23 protein-coding genes are annotated in these 22,958 nt (G+C 64.7%); 5 read left to right on the plus strand and 18 right to left on the minus strand.

The window, feature by feature from the left end; genetic code table 11:
* Window position 1: 1 nt before the first annotated feature.
* Window positions 2-559 (plus strand): PqiC family protein, encoded by a 558-nt coding sequence (locus N6L27_RS06775; RefSeq protein WP_271906459.1) that lies wholly within the window; start codon window positions 2-4, stop codon window positions 557-559.
* 31 nt (window positions 560-590) lie between these two features.
* Here the strand turns inward: N6L27_RS06775 and N6L27_RS06780 are convergent, their stop codons facing one another.
* The 7 genes from N6L27_RS06780 to N6L27_RS06810 form a co-directional block, all read right to left on the minus strand.
* Window positions 591-929, minus strand: coding sequence for a RidA family protein (locus N6L27_RS06780; protein ID WP_271906461.1), 339 nt, complete (start codon window positions 927-929; stop codon window positions 591-593).
* Window positions 930-938: 9 nt separating this feature from the next.
* A complete protein-coding gene (locus tag N6L27_RS06785) occupies window positions 939-2,333 on the minus strand; it encodes an FAD/NAD(P)-dependent oxidoreductase (RefSeq protein WP_271906462.1) in 1,395 nt (464 codons plus the stop codon).
* Window positions 2,320-2,631 (minus strand): 2Fe-2S iron-sulfur cluster-binding protein, encoded by a 312-nt coding sequence (locus N6L27_RS06790; RefSeq protein WP_039183722.1) that lies wholly within the window; start codon window positions 2,629-2,631, stop codon window positions 2,320-2,322. Before N6L27_RS06790 ends, N6L27_RS06785 begins: the two co-directional genes overlap by 14 nt.
* Window positions 2,606-3,706, minus strand: coding sequence for an NAD(P)/FAD-dependent oxidoreductase (locus N6L27_RS06795; protein WP_271906463.1), 1,101 nt, complete (start codon window positions 3,704-3,706; stop codon window positions 2,606-2,608). Before N6L27_RS06795 ends, N6L27_RS06790 begins: the two co-directional genes overlap by 26 nt.
* A gap of 69 nt (window positions 3,707-3,775) precedes the next feature.
* Window positions 3,776-4,768 carry a TRAP transporter substrate-binding protein DctP gene (dctP, locus tag N6L27_RS06800; protein WP_271906464.1) on the minus strand — a complete coding sequence of 331 codons (993 nt, stop codon included), beginning with the start codon at window positions 4,766-4,768 and terminating at the stop codon, window positions 3,776-3,778.
* A gap of 45 nt (window positions 4,769-4,813) precedes the next feature.
* Window positions 4,814-6,112 (minus strand): TRAP transporter large permease, encoded by a 1,299-nt coding sequence (locus tag N6L27_RS06805; RefSeq protein WP_271906465.1) that lies wholly within the window; start codon window positions 6,110-6,112, stop codon window positions 4,814-4,816.
* Window positions 6,109-6,579: a TRAP transporter small permease gene (locus N6L27_RS06810; RefSeq protein WP_271906466.1), complete on the minus strand. Its 471-nt coding sequence runs from the start codon at window positions 6,577-6,579 to the stop codon at window positions 6,109-6,111. The genes N6L27_RS06805 and N6L27_RS06810 overlap by 4 nt, the downstream gene beginning before the upstream one ends.
* Before the next feature lie 112 nt (window positions 6,580-6,691).
* On the opposite strand from N6L27_RS06810, the gene N6L27_RS06815 reads away from it, so the two are divergent.
* Complete coding sequence (locus N6L27_RS06815; RefSeq protein ID WP_271906467.1) at window positions 6,692-7,654, plus strand: LysR family transcriptional regulator; 963 nt, start codon at window positions 6,692-6,694, stop codon at window positions 7,652-7,654.
* A gap of 84 nt (window positions 7,655-7,738) precedes the next feature.
* On the opposite strand, the gene N6L27_RS06820 is transcribed toward N6L27_RS06815, so the two are convergent.
* The 3 genes from N6L27_RS06820 to N6L27_RS06830 all read right to left on the minus strand — a co-directional run bounded on the left by N6L27_RS06820 (window position 7,739) and on the right by N6L27_RS06830 (window position 10,930).
* Window positions 7,739-9,289, minus strand: coding sequence for a TRAP transporter large permease (locus N6L27_RS06820; protein WP_271906468.1), 1,551 nt, complete (start codon window positions 9,287-9,289; stop codon window positions 7,739-7,741).
* Complete coding sequence (locus tag N6L27_RS06825) at window positions 9,289-9,783, minus strand: TRAP transporter small permease subunit (protein WP_271906470.1); 495 nt, start codon at window positions 9,781-9,783, stop codon at window positions 9,289-9,291. The genes N6L27_RS06820 and N6L27_RS06825 overlap by 1 nt, the downstream gene beginning before the upstream one ends.
* Before the next feature lie 61 nt (window positions 9,784-9,844).
* Entirely contained in the window at window positions 9,845-10,930 is a 1,086-nt protein-coding gene (locus tag N6L27_RS06830; RefSeq protein WP_271906471.1) for a TRAP transporter substrate-binding protein, read from the minus strand.
* A 200-nt stretch (window positions 10,931-11,130) separates the two neighbouring features.
* Between N6L27_RS06830 and N6L27_RS06835 the strand changes: the two genes are divergently transcribed.
* Together N6L27_RS06835 and N6L27_RS06840 are read left to right on the plus strand one after the other, a co-directional pair.
* Entirely contained in the window at window positions 11,131-11,832 is a 702-nt protein-coding gene (locus tag N6L27_RS06835; RefSeq protein ID WP_271906472.1) for a GntR family transcriptional regulator, read from the plus strand.
* Between the two features lie 80 nt (window positions 11,833-11,912).
* Window positions 11,913-12,509 carry a PAS domain-containing protein gene (locus N6L27_RS06840; RefSeq protein ID WP_271906473.1) on the plus strand — a complete coding sequence of 199 codons (597 nt, stop codon included), beginning with the start codon at window positions 11,913-11,915 and terminating at the stop codon, window positions 12,507-12,509.
* Between the two features lie 73 nt (window positions 12,510-12,582).
* Here N6L27_RS06840 and N6L27_RS06845 read toward each other — a convergent pair whose 3' ends face one another.
* Window positions 12,583-14,001, minus strand: a complete 1,419-nt coding sequence (locus tag N6L27_RS06845) for an aminotransferase-like domain-containing protein (protein WP_271906474.1) — start codon at window positions 13,999-14,001, stop codon at window positions 12,583-12,585.
* A gap of 118 nt (window positions 14,002-14,119) precedes the next feature.
* On the opposite strand from N6L27_RS06845, the gene N6L27_RS06850 reads away from it, so the two are divergent.
* Window positions 14,120-14,980 carry a DMT family transporter gene (locus N6L27_RS06850; protein ID WP_271906476.1) on the plus strand — a complete coding sequence of 287 codons (861 nt, stop codon included), beginning with the start codon at window positions 14,120-14,122 and terminating at the stop codon, window positions 14,978-14,980.
* 38 nt (window positions 14,981-15,018) lie between these two features.
* On the opposite strand, the gene N6L27_RS06855 is transcribed toward N6L27_RS06850, so the two are convergent.
* The 7 genes from N6L27_RS06855 to trpA form a co-directional block, all read right to left on the minus strand.
* Complete coding sequence (locus N6L27_RS06855; RefSeq protein WP_271906477.1) at window positions 15,019-15,939, minus strand: nucleoside hydrolase; 921 nt, start codon at window positions 15,937-15,939, stop codon at window positions 15,019-15,021.
* Between the two features lie 31 nt (window positions 15,940-15,970).
* Window positions 15,971-16,648, minus strand: a complete 678-nt coding sequence (gene pth, locus N6L27_RS06860) for an aminoacyl-tRNA hydrolase (protein ID WP_271906478.1) — start codon at window positions 16,646-16,648, stop codon at window positions 15,971-15,973.
* Between the two features lie 78 nt (window positions 16,649-16,726).
* The gene (locus tag N6L27_RS06865; RefSeq protein ID WP_271906479.1) at window positions 16,727-17,968 is read right to left on the minus strand and encodes an NAD(P)/FAD-dependent oxidoreductase; all 1,242 of its coding nucleotides are present in this window, start codon (window positions 17,966-17,968) and stop codon (window positions 16,727-16,729) included.
* A gap of 139 nt (window positions 17,969-18,107) precedes the next feature.
* Window positions 18,108-18,746, minus strand: coding sequence for a 50S ribosomal protein L25/general stress protein Ctc (locus tag N6L27_RS06870; RefSeq protein WP_271906480.1), 639 nt, complete (start codon window positions 18,744-18,746; stop codon window positions 18,108-18,110).
* A 146-nt stretch (window positions 18,747-18,892) separates the two neighbouring features.
* On the minus strand, window positions 18,893-20,638 hold the full coding sequence (locus N6L27_RS06875; RefSeq protein WP_271906481.1) for a di-heme-cytochrome C peroxidase: 1,746 nt from the start codon (window positions 20,636-20,638) through the stop codon (window positions 18,893-18,895).
* Between the two features lie 98 nt (window positions 20,639-20,736).
* The gene (locus N6L27_RS06880) at window positions 20,737-21,903 is read right to left on the minus strand and encodes an alpha-hydroxy acid oxidase (RefSeq protein ID WP_271906702.1); all 1,167 of its coding nucleotides are present in this window, start codon (window positions 21,901-21,903) and stop codon (window positions 20,737-20,739) included.
* Between the two features lie 261 nt (window positions 21,904-22,164).
* Complete coding sequence (gene trpA, locus N6L27_RS06885; RefSeq protein WP_271906482.1) at window positions 22,165-22,956, minus strand: tryptophan synthase subunit alpha; 792 nt, start codon at window positions 22,954-22,956, stop codon at window positions 22,165-22,167.
* Window positions 22,957-22,958 lie beyond the last annotated feature (2 nt).

Below are 22,958 nucleotides of genomic sequence, written 5' to 3' on the forward strand. Positions count from 1 at the left end.
GATGATTAACACCCTGAAATTTCTGCTCCCCATCACCCTGCTGGCGGCCTGCGCCGGGAGCAACGATCCACGCTATCTGATTTCCTCTGCACCGGGTGAAACCGTCGCAAACCTGCGCTCCCGTTCGATTGAGGTGCGGCTGGTGTCGCTGCCGTCCTATGCCGCGGCCTCGGACATCGTTGCGGAGGGCGAAGGCGGAGCGCTTTATGCGCTGGGTGGCGCGCAATGGGCAGACGATCCGGCCCGCGGCATGACCGCCGCCCTGGCCCGCGGGTTGAACGAGCGCACCGGCGCGGCCGCAGCCATTGAGCCCTGGCCGCTGAACACCGGCCCGGACGCGCGTCTGGATGTGCGGGTGGATCAGGTCTATGCCCGCGCCGATGGCCAGTTTGAACTGTCCGGCCAGTTCGCGGTCTCCTCGCCCGAGGGCACAGTGCGCGAATTCGTGAAGCGGTTTGACATCACCACGCCCGTCGACGGCGCCGGCCCGGCTGCCACCGCCGATGCCCTGGCACTGGCACTGGCAGAACTGGCCCGCCAGGTCTCAAAATCCCTTTAGGCCGCCCGGCTGAACTCTTCCGGCGTGCCTGTCAGCAGGCCGCGGTCACGATGATCTCCACCTTCAGGTCCGCCCGCGCCAGCCTGGCCTCGCCGCAGGCCCGGGCCGGGGCGTGGCCTTGCGGCACCCAGGCATCCCAGACCGCGTTCATCTCCGCAAAGTCCTTCATGTCGGCCAGCCATACTATCGCCTGCAGGATCTGCTGCGGCGAGGACCCGGCCTTCTCCAGCAGCGCCTCGACGCGGGACAAGCAGTCGCGGGTTTGCGCGGCCACGTCAGCGCCGTCCCCGACCTGGCCGCACAGATAGGCCACGCCGTTGTGCTTCACGATCTTGCTCATCCGGGCGCCGGTGTCGATCCGTTCGATCATCTTGTTCTCCTATTCAGCGGCATTGGCGGAGAGGTTCTCCATCGCGGCCAGTTCACCCAGTGTCACCGGCTTGATCGGCGGCCGGATCCGGTAATAGCCGGTTTCATCGGGTGTCTGCCCGTTGGCCTCGGCCAGCAGCGCGGTCACGGTCAGTCCGCAATAGCGGCCCTGGCACGGCCCCATACCCGCGCGCCCGAAGGCCTTGGCCTGGTTCGGGCCGAGACAGCCGAGCCTGGCATAACTGCGGATGTCGCCCGCGGTGACTTCCTCGCAGCGGCAGACGATGGTGCTGTCCGCGGGCCGCACAGCGCCCGCAAAAGGCGGATAGGCGGCATCCAGGAACGGGCGCACCGCGGTTTCCCGGCTGCGGCGGCTGAACAGCGGCGCGGCCAGGCGGTCGCGCTCCTGTGCGGTGATCCGGCCCAGTTCCTCTGCCGCTTTCAATGCTGCAATCCGGCCCGCATATTCGGCCGCCATTGCACCGCTGATGCCCGCGCCGTCGCCAGCGATCAGGACACCGTCCCTGCCGGTCTCGCCCCATTTTCCAGTCTCAGGCACAAAACACTGCTGCGCGTCTGACCAGACATGCGGCACATTGATTGAGCGTGCGGCCTGGGTGTTCGGCACCACGCCGTGATGCAGCAGGACGGTACCGCAGGCGATGCTGTGCGCCTGCCCCTTGCTGCGGAAGGTCACCGCCTCGGCCGCGGTGCTGCCGGCCACCGCGATCTCCGTGGCACCGGTATAGCGCGGCACGCCGGCTCGCTTGATTTCTGCCAGCATCTTCAAGCCCTTGGCCAGATAGCGCCATCCGCGCAGCGCGCCGGACAGGTGGCGGGCTGCTGCCAGCGGGCTGGCCCCGGTCTGGGTCTCAACCAGTGACAGCGGCGGCGTGCCCGCCCGCACCATCTGTGCCGCAATCAGATAGAGCAGCGGCCCGCTCCCGGCGAGCACGGCGCGGCGCGGCAGGACGCCGGATTGCTTCAGCAGGATCTGCGCGGCACCTGCGGTCATCACGCCCGGCAGGGTCCAGCCTGGGACCGGCATCGGACGCTCCAGCGCGCCGGTGGCCAGGACTACCCGGTCCGCGTCCACCTGCCCTGCCCGGCCCTGTCGGCTAAAGGAGATGCGGAACCCGTCCTCAATGGCCCAGACAACGGCACCTGGCAGGTGGGTGATCCCGGCCCCGCCAAGACCCGCTGTCAGGGTTGCCCCATGCAGATACTCTTGCCCCAGAATAGCGCCGCGCGGCCCGCCCGCGCGGTCCACCTCGCGGTAGATCTGCCCGCCGGGGCGGTTCTGCTCGTCCAGCAGGGTGACGCTCAGGCCCTGCCGAGCGGCTTCTGCTGCGGCCGCCATGCCAGCCGGGCCTGCGCCGATGATTGCCAGGTCACAGCGTTTCATTGCCAGCCTCCGCTTCATGCGGGCGGGCAATTTTCATGTCCTCCTCGACTTCCAGCATACAGGCCTGCTGCACCCGGCCGCCGGTTTCCACCAGGCATTCGAAACAGGCGCCCATCATGCAAAACGGCGCCCGCGGCGCGCCCGACACAGGCGTGTGGCGAAACACCTGCACGCCAGCCGCCAGCAGCGCGGCAGCCAGGTTGGCGCCTGCGGGCAGGTCCAGCGGCAAACCGTCAAACCAGACCCGCACGCGGGGGGCATCATCTGCCAGCTCAAGAAACGGGGAATCGGTCTTCACTGAACACCTCCAGATCAGGGGCGGCTGCGGTGCCTTCCAGCCAGTCAGGCAGGAACAGCGCATGGGCCGCGGCCAGGGTGATGCCGCTGTGGCAGGTGACAAGGTAAGCGCCCGGCATCTCGGGGCTTTCCTGGTAGATCGGCAAGCCATCGGGCGACAGAATACGCAGGGCGCCCCAGCTGCGCACCAGCTGCGCGCGGGCCAGCGCCGGATAGGCGGCGATGGCCTCTGCGGCGAGGCCCGACAGACCCGGCTGCGTCACGCCGTCATCCAGCCCGACCTCTTCGTTGGTGGCGCCGATCTGGATGCCCCCCTCATCCACTTGACGGGCAATCAGCGAGGGGCGGTTGATCAGTTTCGGCATCTTCTCGGTGATCAGCACCTGGCCGCGCTGTGGCCGCACCGGTGCCTTGAAACCCAGCTTGGGGCCCAGCTCCATCGCGCCAAGGCCTGCCGAAAGCATTACCTTGCCCGCCGTAACCACGGTGCCGTCGCTGCACTGGACCTTGAAGACATCGGGCTTGGACACGCCGTTAACGGTCTTGCCGTTCAGAACCCTGCCGCCCAGCCGCCGCACGTCCTCTGCCAGAGAGACCAGCAGGCGCAGCGGGTTTGCGTGGCCGTCCTGGTGGTGCAGGATCGCGCCTGCGACCTTGGGGCCGATATGCGGCTCCTCGCGGCTGAGCGCATTGCGGCCCAGAACCTCGTAAGGGTAGTTGCCGCCCAGCTTGTCCTTCAGCGCATCGTACTGCGCCACGGTGGTATAGAGCGTTTCCTCGGAGAAATGCAGGTCATAACCGCCGTTCTGCTGCAACCCGACAGAGCGGCCGGTGCCGTCCTCCAGTTCCGCCGCAAATCCGGCCCAGGCGGCAGCGGACTGCTGGCTCCAGCTGGCATAGCGCGGCTGCTTCATGCCCTTGGACTGCACCCAGACCAGGCCGAAGTTGCCGCGGCTGGCCCGGAACGCGCCGTCATCGCCGTCCAGCACCGTGACACGCTTGCCGCGCCTGAGCAGCCCCCAGGCCACCGACAGGCCGACAACGCCGCCGCCGATCACTGCATAGTCTGCTTCCATCCTGCCGCTTCTCCGGGGTTGGCTGCGGTTGCGGGACGGCGCACGGCCGCCCCCGTCCTTGATACGGGATTACTTGCCGATCTGGTCAAGAATGCTCTGGCCCCAGCCGGCGCCAACGTCTTCCAGAACCACCGGCCAGACGTCTTGGCGCACCTTGGCGGCCATCGCGGCCAGTTCGCCGGCGCTCAGATCGACCACCTTGGCCCCCAGCTCATCGGCCAGGCGCTGCTCCCATTTGCCCTGATCCTTTTCGGCGACGGTCCAGCGCTGCGCTTCAAACTCCGCCGCGGCGGCTTTCAGCGCCTCCTGGTCTTCGGCGTCCAGCTCAGCCAGCGAACCGTTGGAGATGATCATGTACCAGACCTCAAAGTGGGTGTTGGCAGGCACATAGGCCTTGGTCACATCGCGGAACGAAGCGTAATAGCCTTCGGCGCCGGAACCGATGACGCCGTCAACCACGCCGGTCTGGATCGCGGTGAACGCCTCGGAGAAGGGGATTGGCGACGGAATGTAACCCAGCGCCTCGCCGGTCAGCTGGAAGCTCTTGATGCCGGGCACCCGCACCTTGATGCCGTTGGATTGCGACGGGTCGCCGGGGCTGACCGCATCGGTATTCAGCGCAATGCCGCCGAAATACACCGGGTAGGCGGCCAGCATGGTGATGTCCTGTTTGGCATAAAGCTCTGCCATCACGTCGCGCACCGCACCGCCGGGGCCGTAGATCTTGCGCGCTTCATCCCAGTTATTGGCCAGATAGGGGAAGGAGCTGATCTGCATCCGGCGGTCCGCCGCGGCAGCTGCGGGCTGGGTCGCCATGTCGATGGCGCCAACGCTGATGCGCTCCTGCACAGTGGTGTAATCGCCGAGCGCAGAGGCAGGGAAGATGTTGATAGACACCTCGCCGCCGGTGGCCTCATCCACCTGGGCTGCAAAGGCGCGCAGCTCCTTGTCGATGGTGGTGTCCTGGGGACGCACGTGGCTCATCTTGAGGTCGGCGGCCGAGGCGAGGCCTGCCAGCGACATCAGGGCAGCAGCAGCGGTGCCGGTCAGAAAGTGTTTCATGGGTAGTCTCCTCCGTAGGGTGTCTGGTGTTTGTCAGGGGTGGGGTCAGTAGCCGAAGAAACGCGGCAGAAAGAGCGACAGGTCGGGCCACAGCGAGGTCAGGAAGACCACCGGCACATAGCCTGTCAGGATCAGGATCATTGCGGGCGGGATCACCTTGGTGACCTTCACATTGCCAATCCGCGCGCCGAGGTAGAGGATCGAGGCATAGGGCGGGGTGACACCGCCCATCGCGGTATTGACGCCCATGATCGCGGCAAACTGCACCGGGGTGACGCCGATCGCCTGCATCAGCGGCAGCAGCAGCGGCGCAATCAGGATGATGGCGGTGACGTCGTTCACGACCATGCCGACCAGGAACAGCAGGATATTGATGAAGATCAGCAGCAGCACCTTGTTGTCGGTAATCTCGAAGATCGCGCTGACCATCTTCTGCGGGATCGCCTCATAGACGAACATCTGGCTCAAGATCATCGAGAACAGGATCATCACCATGATCGCGCCCACCGCCGTGGCGGCTTCCTTGCCGGCCTCCAGGAAGCTGTTCCACTTCAGCCCCTTGTAGATGAAGAACCCAACCGGCAGCGCATAAATCACCGACAGCGCGGCGGCTTCGGTCGGGGTCATGATGCCGCCGTAGATGCCGCCCAGGATGATCACCGGCATCAGCAGTGCCGGGGTCGCGTTAAAGCCTTTCTTGGCCACATCGCCTGCCAGCTGGGAGAAGGTGGGCGCGTCATCCAGCACCAGGTTGAACTTGCGGCTCATCCACAGGTTCATGGCCGAGAAGTTGAACATAATCAGCAGGCCCGGCCCCAGGGTCGCCAGGAAGCAGGCGAGGATCGAGGTATCGGTCACCCAGCCATAGACGATCATGGTGACAGACGGCGGGATCAGCAGCCCAAGGATTGAGGAGTTGGCAATCAGCGCGGTGGCGTATTCCCGCGGGTAGCCGCGCTTTTCCATCTCGGGGATCAGCAGCGGACCGATGGCAGCGATGCCGGTCAGGCCGGAGCCGGAGATCGCGCCGATGATGGCGCAGCTGACCGCGGCCACAACACCCAGGCCGCCGCGGATATGCCCGATGAAGGCATTGACGAAGTTCAATAGCGAGGCAGCAATGCCGCTGGCCGACATGATGGTGCCCGCCAGAACAAACAGCGGAATGGCCAGCAGAACCGGGTTGCCCAATTGCTGGGAGCCCCACAGCATCATGCCCTTCATGGTCACATCGCCCAGGAAATACATGATCATCAGAGCGGCGCCGAAACAGTAGGGCAGCGGCACGCCCAGGGTCAGGGTCAGAACCAGAACGGCGATGGCAAGGAGTGCGATTTCAATCATTTTGCGGCTCCGGCGCGCAGGGCGTTGATATGGCGCAGCAGGTGCACCGCGGTGTAGAGCATCATCAGGGCCAGACCGGCCACGAGCGCCACTTCGGAATAGAATGTCGGCAGGTAGAGCGTCGGGCTCTCCTTCCAGACCCGCCAGGCGTACTGGGTGTATTCCCAGGCCCAGCTCAGCAGCCACAGGCCGACGGTCAGGCTGATGACTTCACCGATGATCGCCAGCACGGTATGGCCGCGCTCTGTCTTGATGGCGATTTCCAGCACGTTGGCGCGGATGTGGGTGTCCTCGCGCGAGGCGTTCACGGCGCCAAGGATGTACAGCCAGATGGTCGGATAGAGCATGGTCTCCTCCAGCCCCATCACCGGGATCTGCAGCAGGTAGCGGGTGACCACCTGGACGAACTGGCCAAGGGCCACCAGGCAGATCAGCCCGGTCAGCAGATATTTTGAAAATGTGTCCATCTGTCCTCCTTCCGGTGTCCCCGCACCGGGTTTGGCGGATTTGGCTGGACAAGGGGCATAAGATCAATTTCAAAATATCTGTTACTCCATAAACTGACTTGATACCCCAACCATGAACTTCTCGATCCGCCAGATCTTCACCTTCCGCGAGGTCATGCGCAGCGGCTCCATCTCCCAGGCCGCGCGCACCGTCGGGCGCACCCAGCCCGCTGTCAGCACGATGATCTCCACGCTGGAGGGCGAGCTGGGCTTCAGCCTGTTCGTCCGCGAGCAGGGCAAGCTGATCCCGACGCCGGAGGCCCGGTTCTTTCTGGAGGAATGCGAGACCGTTTTGGAGCGCATCGAACGGGTCGAGCGCACGGTGAGCAAGATCCGCAGCCACGAGGCCGGCAAGCTGCGCATCGCTTGCCACCCGGCGGCAGCCGGGCTGTTCATGCCGCGGATTCTAACGGATTTTCTGCAGGGCAAGGATGAGCTTGAGGCGGCACTGATCATGCGGTCCTCGGACGTGATCGAGGACCTGATCGCGTCGCAGCAATTCGACATCGGCTTTGCCGAGACCCCTGCCCCGCGCCCCTCTGTCCGGCAGATGGATTTCGATCTGGAATGCGTCTGCGTGGTGCCCGCCAGCGACCCGCTTGCGGCAGCCGCAGAGATCACCCCGCAGGATCTGGACGGCAAACCGATGGCGGTTTTGTTCGATCAGCATCCGCTGACGGTCCAGACTGAGACCGCATTCCACCGGAGCGGCTGCCGGTTCCGCAAGCGGCTGGAACTGCGCACCTGGGCACCCGGCCTGCAATTTGTTGCGGCAGGCATCTGTTACATGATCTGCGACATGATCACCGCCTACAGCTGCCTGCAGCAGCGCCAGACCACAGAGGATCTGGTGTTTCGCCGGTTCCGCCCGCGAATCGGAACCGGCGTATCGATCCTGACGCCGGGCTACGCCACCCAGTCGCTGACCTCCAAGGCGTTCACAGAGCAGCTGTGCAACGCCATCGAGAACATGCAGGCGGAAATGGAAACCTGCCTTAGCCGCCAGGGGCAGGCCTCCCCCGCGCCCCCGCAATAATGCGCACCTCGGCAGCGCGATTGCGGCGGACGGCGCGCGGGATATTCTCCGCGCAGCCGCCCTGCCTTCAATCCGTTTCCCTTGTCAGAAAATTGCTGCTGGCAGCCAGGTGGCAAGACCGGGAACCAGCCAGACCAGCAGAACGCCCAGCGCCTGCAGCCCGATGAACGGCACCACCCCCTGGTAAATCTGGCGGGTGGTGACCTCTTTCGGCGCGGCGCCGCGCAGGTAAAACAGCGAAAAGCCAAAGGGCGGCGTCAGGAAACTGGTTTGCAGGTTGATCGCAATCAGAATGCCCAGCCAGACCGGATCATGGCCCATCAGGATCAGGGCCGGCGTCACCAGAGGCAGCACGATCACCGAGATCTCAACGAAATCGAGGAAGAAGCCCAGCACAAAGATGAACAGCATGCAGAACAGAAGCGCGCCGGTCGGGCCGCCGGGCATGCTGCCCAGGAAGTGCGCCACCCGCTCCTCGCCGCCCAGCCCGATGAAAACCAGGGAGAACATGCCAGCCGCCAGGATGGTGGCAAAGATCATCGCCGTCATGGTGGCGGTTGAGGTCAAGGCCTCATGCAGGATGCGCTTCTGCAAGCCGCTGCGCAGGGCAGCCACGATGGCAACACCCCCTGCCCCCGCCAGCAGCGCATAGAAAACGCCCGCCGCCAGATCGCCGGCGCCCAGATCGCTGCGCTGCAGACGCACCGGATGCACCCCGGACAGGATCCCCAGCAGGATCAGTGCCGCCGCGCCGAACAGGATCAGCCGCGCCGGGCCGCCTGCCCTTGCGCCCGCCATCAGCAGGGCGCCGATACCGCCCACAGATGCCGCCTCCGTCGGGGTGGCAACACCGCCCAGAATGGCGCCGAGCACAGCAAAGATCAGCAGAACCGGCGGCACCACCGCGCGCACAACGTCGCCGCTTGCCGGGCGGGCCGCCCCGGCCGGGGCTGACGGCATGTCCTGCGGCCGCAGCAGGCCGCGGATCAGAATATAGAGAAGATAGAGCAGCACCAGCACCAGCCCCGGCACCAGCGCCGCGGCAAAGAACTGGCCCACCGACAGCGCCTCAACCGAGAATTTGCCCTGCTCATACTGGGCCTGCTGGTAGGCGTTCGACATCACGTCGGCCAGGATGATCAACAGCGTCGACGGCGGGATGATCTGCCCCAGCGTGCCCGCCGTGCAAACAATGCCTGAGGCCACCCGCGGATCATATCCTGCGCGCAGCATGGCCGGCAGGGCGATCATGCCCATCGCCACCACCGTCGCGCCGACAATCCCGGTTGAGGCCGCCAGCAGCGCCCCCACCAGTACCACGGAAATGCCCAAGCCCCCCTTCAGCTGGCCGAACAGCCGTCCCATGGTATCCAGAAGTTCTTCCGCGATGCGGCTTTTCTCCAGGATCGCCCCCATCAGCACGAACAGCGGAATGGCGATCAGCACCTCGTTGCTGAGGAGGCCAAAGGCCCTCTGGCCCAGCGCCCCCAGCAGCGAGATGTCCATCACCCCCAGCACCCAGCCGAGATAGGCAAAGATCACCGCCACACCGGCAATGGAGAACGCGACCGGAAACCCCATGAGGATCGCCGCCATCAATGCGGCGAACATGATCAGGTCAAGATAGGCGGTCATCAGGTGTCACCTTCGGAAAACAGGCGGATCAGCAGCGCAAGCGACTGCAGCATTACCAGCACGCAAAAGGCCGGGATCAGCGTTTTCAGCAAGAACACGGCCTCAATACCGCCAACAGCCAGCGGGCCTTCGAGAATGGACCAGGAATTGCGCACCGACGGCCAGGACCAGTAAAGCAGTGCCGCCATTGAGGGCAGCAGCAGAAACAGATGGCCGAAGATGTCGATGCGGCGCTGCGCCCGGCGGCTGAGGCCGGCATAAAACACATCCACCCGCACATGCTTGTCGACCAGCAGCGTATAGCCCGCGGCCAGCATGAACAGGGTGGCATGCATATAGAGAACGCTCTCCTGCGCGGCGATTGAATTGACCCCGAACACATAACGCCCGACAACAATGGCAAACTGTGCCAGCACCATGATCAGCGCCAGCCAGCGCACCACATGCGCCAGCCACCGGTTCACACCGTCCAGCGCATCTGCAACCCGTTGCATCCTGCTCTCCCCATCAAAAAACCGGCGCCCGATGCGGCGGGCGCCGACTGTCTTGCCGCTATCAGTAACCCATCACCGAGGCGCGGGCATTCATCTGGCCATTGTCGGCATAGCTCATGTAGCCGCCAACACTGTCGCGGTAGGCCAGGAAGCTTTCGGTGATGCGGCGCACCAGCTCGTCCTCGTCTTCCTGCAGTTCCGCGATCACCTCCTTGGCGGCAGTGCCCATTGCGGCGATCACGTCTTCCGGGAACATCTTCACCTGCACGCCATCCTCGTCGACCATCTTCTTGAGCGCCAGCGCGTGTTTGGTGGTGTATTCGGTCCAGACCGGGTTGTAGAGGCTCTCGCAAGCCAGCGACACAACCTGTTTCAGGTCATCGGGCAGCTCGGCAAAGGCATTGGCATTGACGCCGCATTCCTCAGCCGAGGACGGCTCACCCACCCCGGGCCAGTAATAGTTCTTGGCCACCTGGTAATAACCAAGCGCGCTGTCGGTCCAGGGGCCGATGAACTCACCCGCGTCCAGCGCACCGGTCTGCAGGCCCTGGAACATTGCCGGGCCGCTGGTGGCCTCTGCCGCCATGCCCAGTTTCGAGGCCATCTCCGACGCCAGGCCCGTGGTGCGGAACTTCAGCCCCTTCAGGTCTTCAGCGGAGTTTATCTCTGTCTTGAACCAGCCGCCCCACTGCGGGCCGGAGTTGCCGCACAGGAACGGCTTAATGCCGAAACGGCCGTACATCTCGTCATAGAGCGCTTGGCCGCCGCCGTGGTACAGCCAGCCGAACTGCTCATCCGCGCGCAGGCCGAACGGCTGCGAGCCGAACAGCAGGATGCCCTTGGACTTGGAGCCCCAATAGGCCGGCACCGCGTGATACAGCTCAGCCGTGCCTTCGGACACAGCGTCGAACACGCCCCGGCCCGGCACCAGTTCGCCCGCGGCAAACAGTTTCACCTCGATCCGGCCGCCCGACAAGGTGGTGATCCGGTCGGCCAGCATCTGTGCCGCCACACCCGGTCCCGGCAGGTTCTTGGGCCAGGCCGTGACCATCTTCCACTGCATCTTGCCCTGGGCGATGGCCGGGCTGGCCAGCGTGGCCGCAGCCGCGCCCATTGCGCCGGCTTTCAAGAATGAGCGTCTTTCCATGTCTCCAGTCCTCCGTCTGTCGGTGCATCTGCGGCGGGCCGCGCACGGCAGCGCAGATATTGATATTTTGTACGCGCTTTACATTAATATGTAGCTACATAATAATGTCAATCACGGTTGCGCGGGTTCAATTCGCCTTTCCGCGCAGAATGCAATATGGAGCGGCGGAGCGAATTTTCCCGTTTGGCCTGGGGAGGACGATGACGGACAAGCAGCGGCATTCCTGGGTGAGCATCCGGGACAGCATCCGGGAGATGATCCTGAACTCCACCTACGGGCCGGGGGACAAGCTGCCGCGTGACGAAGAGTTTGCTGCCCAATTCGGCTGCGCCCGCTCCACGGTGCACCGGGCGATGCGCGACCTGGCCCAGAGCGGGCTGGTGGAACGGCGCCGCAAGGGCGGCACCACGGTGCGGCGCGACCCGGTGACGCGCGCAACGCTCAACATTCCGATCACCCGGCTTGAGGTTGAACAGAAAGGCAGCACCTACGGCTACCAGCTGATCCGGCAATCCGTGCAGCCGACCAGCCCGGCCATCATGGCCAACTTCGCCCTTCCGGAGGCCCGGCCGATGCTGCGCGTCGAGGCGCTGCACCTGGCTGACAGCCGCCCCTATATTTTCGAGGATCGCTGGATCTGCCTGGAAACTGTGCCGGAGATCACATCCGTTGACCTGACCCGCGAAAGCGCAAACGAATGGCTGGTCCGCAACCGTCCCTACAGCCGCTGCGACCTGCGCCTCTATGCCCGCCCCGGCTCCGCCAACGACAGTGAGATACTCCAGAGCAAGCCCGGAGACGCGCTGTTTGTTATGGAGCGCACCACCTGGATCGGCGAAGCTCCGATCACCAGTCTCAGTGCGGTTGCTCATCCGGGCTACCAGCTGTTCACCCAGGGCTGACGGGCCGCACCGCCGCACCCTGCCTGTGTCAAAACGGCCTGCCGGAAGCCGCATTGCGTGAACGTTCTTTGCCGTCATGAATGCAACTTATTGTTGCGACTCGCTGCTGCTCGGATCACTATGATGCCATGGCAGCATTCTTCAACGATCACAGCGGCTTCGACGCCCTCTTCAACACGTTCGATCGCAGCAGTGTTGCGCTTTCGCTGGCGGATTCCACCCTGCCGGACAGCCCGCTTGCCGGGGTCAACAGCCCGTTCTGCGAACTGACCGGCTACGGCGCGGAGGAGGTTCTGGGGCGCAATTGCCGCTTTCTCCAGCCCCAAGGCGGCGCCGGCCCCGTGCGCGAGCGGATGCGTGAATTCCTGACGGACCCGGCAGCCGGACAGGCGCGTTTCCTGCTGGTGAACCACCGCAAGGACGGCAGCAGGTTTCTGAATCTGGTCTTCATGGCCAAGCTGATGCGCAGCGGCCAGCAGGTGGCAGTGCTCGGGTCCCAATTCGAGGTCAGAGGACGCAGCAGCACTCCCGCCGAACTCTATGACCGCGCCTTGACAGAGGACTTGAGGCGGATTGAGGAGGCCAGCAAGGTGCATGATCTCGTGTTTCTTGAAAACTATGAAACACGCGCCTCGGCACAGGCCATCATTGCGCAGTCCAAGCTCGACTACGGATAACCGGGGCAGCGCGCACCGCACGGCCCCCTTCAGCGGGCCTGGGCGCCCGGCCTGCTGTGCTGCGGGCAAGCCATCAGCAGGCATCCTTCCCGCCGGCGGCAACACCCGCTCCGGCCTTCAGCAAACGCGCCAGGGTCTGCCAGCAGGCCTCGTCCTGCATCTGGCTTACGTTGAACCGCATGAAGGGCGTCCAGCCCTGCGACACGCTGAAAACATTGCCCGGCGCCAGCACCAGCCCCTCGTGCAGCGCGGCGCGCGCAAGCACCGCCGCATCCATCCCGCCCGGCAGTTCGCACCACAGGTAAAAACCGCCGCGCGGCTGCACCCAGGGCCGGATTCCCAGCTCTGACAACCGCACCTGCGCCTCCGCCCGGCAGCGGCTCAGCCGGTGGCGCAGGGCTTCCAGGTGCTTGCGACAGCTGCCATCCGTCAGCACCGTGTGCAGCAGCTCCGCGACCATCGGGCTGGGGCCGCTGAAGTTCACCGCAACCTGCAGGTCGGTCAACGCCTCAATCCAGCTGCCGCGGGCCGCGATATAGCCGCAGCGCAGCGAGGCCGAGAGTGTCTTGGAAAAACTGCCGGTCCGCACCACCCGCTCCAGCCCGTCCAGCGTGGCCAAACGCGGGGAGGCTTCGGGCTCGAAGCCCGCAAAGATGTCGTCCTCGACAATGATCAGGTCATGCTGCGCGGCCAGCGCCAGCACCCGGTGCGCCACCGGCGCGGCAACCGTGGCCCCGGTCGGATTATGCAGCGCTGAATTGGTCAGATAGAGCCGCGGACGATGCTCCGCCAGCGCCGCCTCGAAACATTTCAGGTCCGGGCCATCCAGCGTGTAGGGCACCCCGATGATGCGGATCTGGTGCGCCCGCAGCAGCGCCTGAAAATTGAAGTAACAGGGATCATCGACCAGAACGGTGTCGCCCGGGCGCAGCAGCATCCGGCAGACCAGATCCAGCGCCTGCGAACCGGAGCCGGTCAGCAGCACCTGATCCGGCGGGCAGGCCAGCCCTTGGTCGAAAAGCTGACGGCTGATATGGCGCCGCAGCCCGGCGGCGCCCTTGGAACTGCCATAGTCCGTCAGCACCGCCTCCGGTGCCGCCGCCAGCGCCCGCATCGCCCGGCGCAGCGAGGCCACCGGCATCCAGTCCTCCGGCAGCCAGCCGCAGCCGGGCTTGGGCGCATCCGTGCCCGCGTCCAGCGACTGCCGCGCCACCCACAGGGGGTCCACCTCGCGCGCCAGCTGCGGCCCGGTCTCAGACACCGCAAAGGGCTGCGGTTTGGCAGCCACATAAAACCCTGCCCCGCGCCGGGCCCGGATCACGCCCTCGGCGGCCAGCACATCATAGGCCTCCGCCACGGTGGAGGGCGACACGCCCAGCTTGGCCGCACAGCCCCGAACCGACGGCAGCTTGTCGCCGGCCACCAGCGCCCGCGAGGTGATGCGCCGCCGGATGTCATTGATAACCAGCGCACGGCGGGAGGGCTTTGCCATGGGAGACCTCACTGTATTGCTCCAGACGCCAATACAGGTTTGCAAAACTGTATGGATCTGTATCTGTCTATGGCACGCCTGCAGTCTTAGAAAGCCCAAAAGACAAGGGAGACAGGCAATGCAGGCATCATTTTCGGGCTGGGGCAGCGGGTTGTTGGGCGTTGTGATCTTCAGCGGATCGCTGCCTGCAACCCGTGTTGCGGTGGGGATGCTGGACCCGGTGTTCCTGACGTCAGCCCGCGCAGTCATAGCCGCCCTGGCCGGTGCCGCGCTGCTTCTGCTGCTGCGCCAGCCGGTGCCGCGCCGTCAGGACCTGCTGCCGCTGGCAGTGGTCGCGGGCGGAGTGGTGATCGGCTTTCCGCTCCTGACCGCGATGGCGCTGCAGCACATCACCGCCGCGCATTCGACCGTCTTCATCGGCCTGCTGCCGCTGGCGACCGCCATCTTCGGCGTGCTGCGCGGCGGCGAGCGGCCCGGCCCGCTGTTCTGGCTGTTTTCCATCCTCGGCAGCCTTGCTGTTGCGGGGTTTGCCTTGTCGCAGAATGCGGATGTGTCGCTTGCTGGCGATGCGCTGATGCTGGCAGCCATTACCTTATGCGGTCTGGGTTATGCCGAAGGCGCACAGCTGTCGCGGCGGCTGGGCGGCTGGCAGGTGATTTCCTGGGCGCTGGCGCTGGCGCTGCCGGTGATGGTACTGACTGCGCTGGCCGCCCGGCCCGAAACCCTTGCGGGGCTCAGCCTGCCGGTCTGGATCAGCCTGGGTTATGTCTCAATGTTCTCGATGCTGATCGGATTTGTATTCTGGTACCGCGGCCTGGCGCTCGGCGGCACCGCGGGCGTCGGGCAGCTGCAGCTCTTGCAGCCGTTCCTGGGCCTGATGCTGGCGGGCTGGCTGCTGTCAGAGCCGGTGGCCCCCGCCATGCTGGGCGCCACGGCGTTTGTGGTGCTCTGCGTCGCCGGCGCCAAGCGGTACGCGTGACGGCCTGATGGCCGCCAAGCAGGCTCTGGGCGGCCAGGTTACGGCAGCAGCGCCAGCCGTTTCAGGAACAGCGCCTTCACAGCCTCCGCCTCCACCGTCATGCAGACCTTGACCGGCGCCCGCCCGCTGTCCGGCGCAGCCAGCGTGGCGCCAGAGGTTTCGCCCTCGCAGGACACCTGCAAGGCAACGTCGCGCATTCCGAACAGTTCCGGGTTGGTGCAGGCAATCACCGCCGCCGGATCATGCAGCGAGCAGCCGTTCTTGCCCGCAACCTCCAGATAGAACTTCAGATAGAAATAGGACATCTCCTGCAGCATGCCGCCCAGTTCCGGCGACTTGGCGGCGATTGCCTCGAAATCCTCCGCCAGGCACAGGATGCGGTGGGTGACGTCGAGCCCCACAAACACCACCTTGGAACCGCCCTGGCAAACCACATCCGCCGCGTGCGGGTCATGGTAGATGTTGGCCTCTGCGTGGGGCGTGATATTGCCGCCCTCCTCCAGAGAGCCGCCCATCACCACAATGGATTTCACGTTATCAATGAACTCCGCATCACGCTGCATCGCCAGCGCGATATTGGTCAGCGGGCCGATCGGGCAGACCACCAGCTCCCCCTTGTGCTCGCGTGCCATCCGGCAGAGGAAAGCCGCGGCGTCCTCCTCCAGCGGTTTGCCCTTGGGCTCTGCCGCCGGGATGTCGCCAAAGCCCTCGTCGCCGTGCACATGGGAGGACGGTTTGAACGGCGGCAGCACCAGGGGCGCGGTGGCACCAGAAGCCACAGGCACGTCCAGATCCGCAGCCTCCAAGAGGCGCAGCGCGTTGCGGGTGGCTGTTGCGGTGGTCACATTGCCGAAGATCGTGGTCAGACCCAGGAGGTCAATATCCGGGGCCGCGGCGGCATAGAAGATCGCCATCGCATCGTCGATGCCCGGATCGGTGTCGATAATCAGTTTCACCATCTGCCTGTCTCTTTCTGTTTTCAGCCTGAGCTTACTTGAACTTGTCCATCAGTTTTTCCAGCGGCGAGCGGGTATCCGGCGCCGGTTTCTCCTTGGCGGGCTGCTTCGCCTCAGCCTTGGATTTGGTGGTGGAGCTGCGCGGCGGTGCGACCCGCAGGGCTACCGCATTCATGAACTTGCCGCCATCGCCCTTGGCCAGCTCGGCCGCGCCATCCGAAATCCCGCGCATCAGGTCATCCAGCCAGCCCTCATCCGCCTTGGGGAAATCGCGCAGAACATAGCCCGCCACCGCGTCCTTGTGGCCCGGATGGCCGATCCCCAGCCGCACCCGCGCGTAATCGGCCCCGATGTGCGAATGGATTGAGCGCAGCCCGTTGTGGCCCGCATGGCCGCCGCCCTGTTTCATGCGCGCCTTGCCCGGCGCCAGGTCCAGCTCGTCATGCAGCACCACCACATCGGCGGGCGTCAGCTTGTAGAACCGCATCGCCTCCCCCACCGACTGGCCGGACAGGTTCATGAAGGTCTGCGGCTTCAAGAGCAGCACTTTGTCGCCGCCCAGGTTGCCCTCGCAGATCAGCGCCTGGAACTTGGACTTCCAGGGGGAAAACCCGTGATCGCCAGCAATCCGGTCCAGCGCCATGAAGCCGATGTTATGGCGGTTGCGCTCATACTTCGGGCCGGGATTGCCAAGACCGACAAAGAGTTTCATGGGGGACCTGCCCGATCTGCGTTTCAAGGAAACCGAGTGATGCCCTATTTGGGCCGCGGAATCCAGACCCGCGCGGCGTCAGGCAAAGCTGCGGTCCGCTGCAAAAGGCGCCAGATCCACGTTGGGCTGGCGGCCTTCCGCCAGGTCCGTGATCAGCCGCCCGGTAATGCCACCCAGGGTCAGCCCGATATGCTGGTGGCCAAAGGCATAAAGCACCCGGTCCGACTGCGGGCTGCGCCCAATGACCGGCAGAGAATCCGGCATGGTGGGGCGGTAGCCCAGCCATTCGCTGCCGGGTGCGGGCAGCGGCCCCAGCATCTCAGCCCCCTTGCGGGCGATATAGGCCAGCCGGCACCTGTTCATGGGTGCATCCAGCGCTGCGATCTCCACCGTTCCGGTGAGCCGCAGGCCTTGCGCATGGGGCACCGCATAAAATCCGGCCTCTCCCCAGCCCACGGGCCGCGTCACCCTGTGCGCCTCGTCCTCAAACATCACGTGGTAGCCGCGCTCGGTGCCAAGCGGCAGCTTCCGCGTGCCTGCCCCCGCGATCCGGTTGGAGAAAGCACCGCTGGCAATCACCGCATGGTTTGCCGTGAGGCTCTGCCCGCCGGCCTGCAACTCCACGCCAGTGCCCGAGGCGCTGACCGACTCTGCCTTGGCACGCAGGGTTGCGCCGCCCAGGGAGGCAAAGGCCCGGTGCATCCGGGTGATGAACTCCAGCGGATCGCGCAAACTGCGGGCTGCATGGAAATGCACCGCGCGCCTGATGGGCAGGTGCAGCCCCGGTTCCATCTCCAGCGCTTCCTCCGGGTCCACCTCGCGCCAGGGCACACCCAGAGCGCGGCGGCGCTCCAGCCCATCGCTGGCAGCCTTGGCGGCCTTCTCTGTTGACCAGACCGACAGCTGGCCACGCTCCACCACCAGATCCTGCGCGCCCGCGGCCTCGATCAGCGGATTGATCCCGGCATCGGCATGCGAGAGCAAATCCGCAAGATGACCCGCGATCCGGCGTGCGGGCCCGGCACGGCAGTTTGCAAGGAAAGACAGCATCCAGCGCGGATTGCGCAGCGCATGGGCATAGGACAGCGACAATGGGCTGTCTTTGGAAAACATCAGGCTGGGCAGCGAGGTCAGCACCGAGGGATCATTCACCGGCAGGCAGGCATAGGTCGCCAGCGTGCAGGCGTTGCCATAGCTGGTGCCCGATCCCGGATCCTCCGGGTCGATCAGCAATACCTTGTGGCCGCGCATTTGCGCCCAGAGCGCGCAGCTCATCCCCACAATGCCCGCGCCCGCAACGGCGATATCGTAGTCCGCCATGCCCGTCTCCTCCCGTCCTCAGAGCGAAATGGGACAGCCGCGCGGGCAAAAGTCAATCACCTGCAAAGGACCCGCCGCACAAAAGAAAACGGGCCCCCGATCGGGAGCCCGCAAAACCGTTGCCCGATGGGCGCAGGCCTTATGCTTCTGCAGCTTCTGCCGCTTCGCCTTCTTCGCCTTCGCCTTCTTCGTCATCGGAAGAGGACAGGCCGCCGGGCGACGCGATGTTTGCAATCACGAAGTCGCGGTCGATGGTCGGCTTGGTGCCGTTCGGCAGCTCGATCGACGAGATGGTGACAACGTCGCCGATGTTCAGGCCTGCCATGTCGACAACCAGCTTCTCGGGGATGTCGCCGGCGGTCACAACCAGCTCAACCTCGGGGCGGGTCACGTTCAGCATGCCGCCCTTCTTGATGCCGGGGGCCTGGTCTTCGTTGATGAACTCAACCGGGATGTACAGGTTGATCTTCGAGGTGCGGCGCAGACGCATCAGGTCGAGGTGGGTCGGCAGGTCCTTCACCACGTCACGCTGAACGTCGCGGCAGATCACGCGCACGTCTTCGTGGCCTTCCACTTTCAGGTTCCACAGGGTGGACTTGAACTGGCCGGCTTTCAGCTTTTTCAGCAGCTCGTTGAACGGAACCTGGATTGCCAGCGGCTCTGCATCGCCACCGTAAACCACACCCGGAACCATGCCTGCGCGGCGCGCAGCGCGAGCGGCGCCCTTGCCTGTCCCCGCACGTTCCTGGACTACGAGATCAGGAATCTCTTTTGCCATCTTAATTCTCCAATATGACTGCCGGGGTGCCTCCAAGGCTGTCACCCCGCGTGAAGCCGTGCCTATAGCCCCGTTCAGCCAGTTTGGAAAGGGGTTTCATGCCGCCGCACCCCTTGCGAACAGGGGTGCGGCGGCATTTTCCGGCATCAGATCGACTTCAGGTACTCCAGCAGCGCCTTTTTGTCCGCCTCGGAGAGGCTGGTGCCGTAGTCGTGGCCGCAGCGGCTGTTGCCCGAATCAAGCTGATCGCAGCCGGTGGTCTCGATCACTTGATCAAAGGCGCTCTGCTCTGCCGCCATGCCCACCGCCTCGATATCGTAGTTCGGGCCGGGCTTGAACGATGCGGGCCGGTCGGCTGGTGCTGTCAGCAGCGCTGTCAGTGTGGGCACGCTGCCATTGTGCAGATAGGGCGCAGCGGCCCAGATACCGGCCAGCACCCGCGCCTCATATTTACAGCTCTCTGCGTCGGTCATGGACTTGAGCAGCCCAGCCCTATCCCCGGTAGGAAACGCCTTGCGCAGATCCGAGAACCGCTCCAGCACCTCGTGATCATCCTCGGCTGAGGGTGTATCCCCCGCAGCTTTGGCCAGCGCCATGAAATCCTTGTCCGCGCCTGACAGCCCATGCTGCACAATCGCACCGACTACGGAAACCGCCAGCACATCAAAGGCTGATGCTTCGGCCCCCAGGGTGGTGCCGGTCAGCGGGATGGAGGCACCGTCCAGCACCCCGGTTTTCACGCTGCGCGCCAGAACGCCGCATTCACGGGTGTCAGTGCCCACATCCAGGACAGGCGTCGCATAGGTGGTGTGGAAGATCGAGCGGAACTTCCCTTTCTTCTTGCCGTGGCATTCAACACAGCCGCCGTCCGCCGTGTCCCGGTTAAAGACCGTCTCGCCCTGCGCCGCCAGTGTCTGGTCAAGCTCCCAGGGCCATTGCGGCGCACCGATATCCCAGATCCATTTCTCCAGCTCGCTCAGCCCCTCCCAATTGGCCGAATTCACCGAGATGAAGTCCCGGTTGAACAGCCCGCCGGTCTTCGGCTGCGGATGGAACTCGCCAAAGACGCCATACACTTCGCCCAGGTTCCGGGACAGCCCCAGCAGATCATTGCCATTGGCCGCAAACCCTGGCCATTGGGTGTAATCCTGCCGCGCCGCGTTCCACAGGAACGGATAACGTGCTGGCGCATCCGCCACCGCTATATTGTCCGGGATCAGGTAATCATCCACCGCTTCGCCGATGTCGAGGCCGGCCAGACGGTTGAAGATCATCGAAATCGCATCCAGCCGGGCGGGTGCCCAGGCCGGATCCGGCAGCGACCGGTCGATCAGGGTGTGGAACCGCTTGCTCCAGACCTCGACCTCAGCCCGCAGCGCCGCTTCGGCAGCCGGGTCCGCACCGGAACCCAGCACCCGATCTGCAAAGGCGTCAAACGCGTCATCCGTTGCCAGCACTGCCAGCACCGCATCATCCAGATCCTTGAGGAAGCTTTGGAAGTCGACAATCCCCGGGCCGCCGTCGATGCGGTAGGCGGTGCCGCTCACCTCAATCTGGCGGGTGTGGCAGGCGGCGCAGCTCATGCCCACAGCCATATCCGTACCGGTTCCATTGGTGGTGAAACCGGCCGGCAGGTCGGCCTGCTGCCGCCCCGCCATCGGCAGGTAACCATAGCGGGCCAGCGCATCATGCAGGAACGCCTCGCCATCCGGCAGGGTCAGCGCCCGCATCCAGGCAATCGGCATGATCCGCGCGCCCTGATCCTGGGTGTAGAACTGCTGGCGCAGACTGGGTGTCCAGTCGCTGCCCTGATTGACATAAACCGTCTGCGCCGCCGCCGGCGCCGCCATCGCTGCCGCACCAATTGCGCAGGTTGCTAAAAACGTCCGCATCAAAACCTCCCGATGCCAAATAAAACAACTCGAAGTTGCGCGCATGCGGGAGGCTTGGACAGCAAAAACTCCGTTCGATTGTCGTTATTGCGCTGGCTTCACGCTTGCCAGCGGCCGCCGAAGTCTTCCGGGATCAGCAGGTTATGGCGCCCCAGCGCCTCAACAGAGCGTTCACCGCACAGCGCCATGGTGGTATCCAGCTCCTTCTGGATCACTTGCAGCGCCGCAGTCACACCCTTCTGACCCATGGCGCCCAAGCCATAAACGAAGGCGCGCCCGATCATGGTGCCCTTGGCCCCCAGCGCCAGCGCCTTCAGCACGTCCTGTCCGGAGCGGATGCCGCTGTCCAGATGCACCTCAACATCGCTGCCGACGGCATCCATGATTTCCGGCAGCATCCGGATGGAACTCAGCGCGCCATCCAGCTGCCGCCCGCCGTGGTTCGACACCACGATGGCATCGGCCCCCAGATTTGCAGCCATTTTCGCATCCTCGGCATCCAGGATCCCCTTAAGGATCACCTTGCCGCCCCACATCTCCATCAGCTTTTCGACCTTGCCCCAGTCCAGAGCGGGGTCGAACTGCTCCGCCGTCCAGGCGCCCAGCTGCGAGGTGTCGGAGACGCCATGCACATGACCCACGATATTGCCGAAGTTGCGCCGCTTGGCGCCCAGCATCTGCAGGCCCCAAGTCCACTTGGTCATCAGGTTGGCGATGGTGGACGGGGTCAGCTTGGGCGGGGCGGACAGCCCGTTCTTCAGATCCTTGTGACGCTGGCCCAGGATCTGCAAGTCCAGCGTGATCACCAGCGCCGAGCACTTGGCATCCTTGGCGCGCTGGATCAAGCGGCGGATATAGTCGTCGTCTTTCATTGTATAAAGCTGGAACCAAAACGGTTTGGAGGTCGCCTCCGCAACCTCCTCGATCGAGTTGATCGACATGGTGGAGAGCGTGAAAGGCACCCCGAACTCTTCCGCTGCGCGCGCCGCTTTGATCTCGCCATCGGCATGCTGCATGCCCGTCAGCCCCACCGGTGCCAGTGCCACCGGCATCGCCACGTCCTGGCCGATCATCCGGGTCGCCGTGGTGCGCCCGGTCATGTCCACTGCCACCCGCTGACGCAGGCGGATCTGCTCAAAGTCCGAGGTATTCTCGCGGAAGGTCTGTTCGGTCCAGCTGCCGCTTTCGGCATAGTCAAAAAACATCCGCGGCACACGGCGTTCATAGATGCGCTTCAGGTCGTTGATATTGGTGATCACCGGCACTGGTTTCTCTCCCGATCTCATTTGGTAAAGTTTATTTACCAATTCATTTCGGTAAAGGCAACGCCCCCTTTGCCGCCCCCTTGGAAACGCAAAAAACCGCGCCCGAAGGCGCGGCTATTAAAGAACAAATTTGCCTGACAGATACGGACAGCCTGGCCGATAGGCCGGGCAGCGCCCGTCCCGCCCCCCACGGGGCGGGCGCTTCGCTTCCTGCCCCGCCGGGCCGGACGCTGCCCTCAGCTCCAAATCTGTAAGTAGAGGTCAGCCCTTATGAGCACCGTCCGCCAGCGACTTCACAAAGGCCAGCACCTCTGCCGGGGGCTTGCCTGCGCCGATCTGGCTGACGATGGCACTGCCCACGACCGCGCCGTCCGAAATAGACGCGATGTTCTGCGCCTTCTCCGGCGTGTTGATGCCAAAGCCCACGATGATGGGCAGATCCGTCGTTGCCTTGATGCGGGCAACCTCGGGCCCCACATCGCCGGCCTCGGCCTCAGCCGCGCCGGTGATGCCGGTGATCGAGACGTAATAGACAAAGCCGGAGGTGTTCTGCAGCACCTTGGGCAGGCGCGCGTCGTCGGTGGTGGGAGTCGCAAGGCGGATGAAATTCAGCCCCGCCTTTTGCGCCGGGATGCACAGTTCGTCATCTTCTTCCGGTGGCAGGTCCACCACGATCAGCCCGTCGATGCCGGCGGCCTTGGCGTCCTCCAGGAATTTCTCCACGCCGCGGTTGTAGATCGGGTTGTAGTAGCCCATCAGCACGATCGGGGTGGTGTCGTCGTCCTTGCGGAAATCGGCGGCCAGTTGCAGCGTCTTTTCCAGCGTCATGCCGCCGTCGAGCGCCCGCTGCCCCGCCAGCTGGATGGTTGGCCCGTCAGCCATCGGATCGGTGAACGGCAGGCCCAGTTCGATAATGTCGACACCGGCGCCCGGAAGCCCCTTCACCACCTCCAGCGAGGTGTCGTAATCGGGGTCGCCGGCCATCACATAGGTGACAAAGGCTTTCTTGCCGGCGGCATTCAGTTCGGCGAATTTGGCATCGATACGGGTCATGG

The organism is Leisingera sp. SS27 (assembly GCF_028368855.1).
GTDB lineage: Bacteria > Pseudomonadota > Alphaproteobacteria > Rhodobacterales > Rhodobacteraceae > Leisingera.

Coding starts and splice junctions, on each gene's coding strand:
- N6L27_RS06775 (WP_271906459.1), top strand. CDS start 2: ATGATTAACACCCTGAAATTTCTGCTCCCCATCACCCTGCTGGCGGCC.
- N6L27_RS06780 (WP_271906461.1), bottom strand. CDS start 929: ATGATCGAACGGATCGACACCGGCGCCCGGATGAGCAAGATCGTGAAG.
- N6L27_RS06785 (WP_271906462.1), bottom strand. CDS start 2,333: ATGAAACGCTGTGACCTGGCAATCATCGGCGCAGGCCCGGCTGGCATG.
- N6L27_RS06795 (WP_271906463.1), bottom strand. CDS start 3,706: ATGGAAGCAGACTATGCAGTGATCGGCGGCGGCGTTGTCGGCCTGTCG.
- dctP (WP_271906464.1), bottom strand. CDS start 4,768: ATGAAACACTTTCTGACCGGCACCGCTGCTGCTGCCCTGATGTCGCTG.
- N6L27_RS06805 (WP_271906465.1), bottom strand. CDS start 6,112: ATGATTGAAATCGCACTCCTTGCCATCGCCGTTCTGGTTCTGACCCTG.
- N6L27_RS06810 (WP_271906466.1), bottom strand. CDS start 6,579: ATGGACACATTTTCAAAATATCTGCTGACCGGGCTGATCTGCCTGGTG.
- N6L27_RS06815 (WP_271906467.1), top strand. CDS start 6,692: ATGAACTTCTCGATCCGCCAGATCTTCACCTTCCGCGAGGTCATGCGC.
- N6L27_RS06820 (WP_271906468.1), bottom strand. CDS start 9,289: ATGACCGCCTATCTTGACCTGATCATGTTCGCCGCATTGATGGCGGCG.
- N6L27_RS06825 (WP_271906470.1), bottom strand. CDS start 9,783: ATGCAACGGGTTGCAGATGCGCTGGACGGTGTGAACCGGTGGCTGGCG.
- N6L27_RS06830 (WP_271906471.1), bottom strand. CDS start 10,930: ATGGAAAGACGCTCATTCTTGAAAGCCGGCGCAATGGGCGCGGCTGCG.
- N6L27_RS06835 (WP_271906472.1), top strand. CDS start 11,131: ATGACGGACAAGCAGCGGCATTCCTGGGTGAGCATCCGGGACAGCATC.
- N6L27_RS06840 (WP_271906473.1), top strand. CDS start 11,913: ATGCAACTTATTGTTGCGACTCGCTGCTGCTCGGATCACTATGATGCC.
- N6L27_RS06845 (WP_271906474.1), bottom strand. CDS start 14,001: ATGGCAAAGCCCTCCCGCCGTGCGCTGGTTATCAATGACATCCGGCGG.
- N6L27_RS06850 (WP_271906476.1), top strand. CDS start 14,120: ATGCAGGCATCATTTTCGGGCTGGGGCAGCGGGTTGTTGGGCGTTGTG.
- N6L27_RS06855 (WP_271906477.1), bottom strand. CDS start 15,939: ATGGTGAAACTGATTATCGACACCGATCCGGGCATCGACGATGCGATG.
- pth (WP_271906478.1), bottom strand. CDS start 16,648: ATGAAACTCTTTGTCGGTCTTGGCAATCCCGGCCCGAAGTATGAGCGC.
- N6L27_RS06865 (WP_271906479.1), bottom strand. CDS start 17,968: ATGGCGGACTACGATATCGCCGTTGCGGGCGCGGGCATTGTGGGGATG.
- N6L27_RS06870 (WP_271906480.1), bottom strand. CDS start 18,746: ATGGCAAAAGAGATTCCTGATCTCGTAGTCCAGGAACGTGCGGGGACA.
- N6L27_RS06875 (WP_271906481.1), bottom strand. CDS start 20,638: ATGCGGACGTTTTTAGCAACCTGCGCAATTGGTGCGGCAGCGATGGCG.
- trpA (WP_271906482.1), bottom strand. CDS start 22,956: ATGACCCGTATCGATGCCAAATTCGCCGAACTGAATGCCGCCGGCAAG.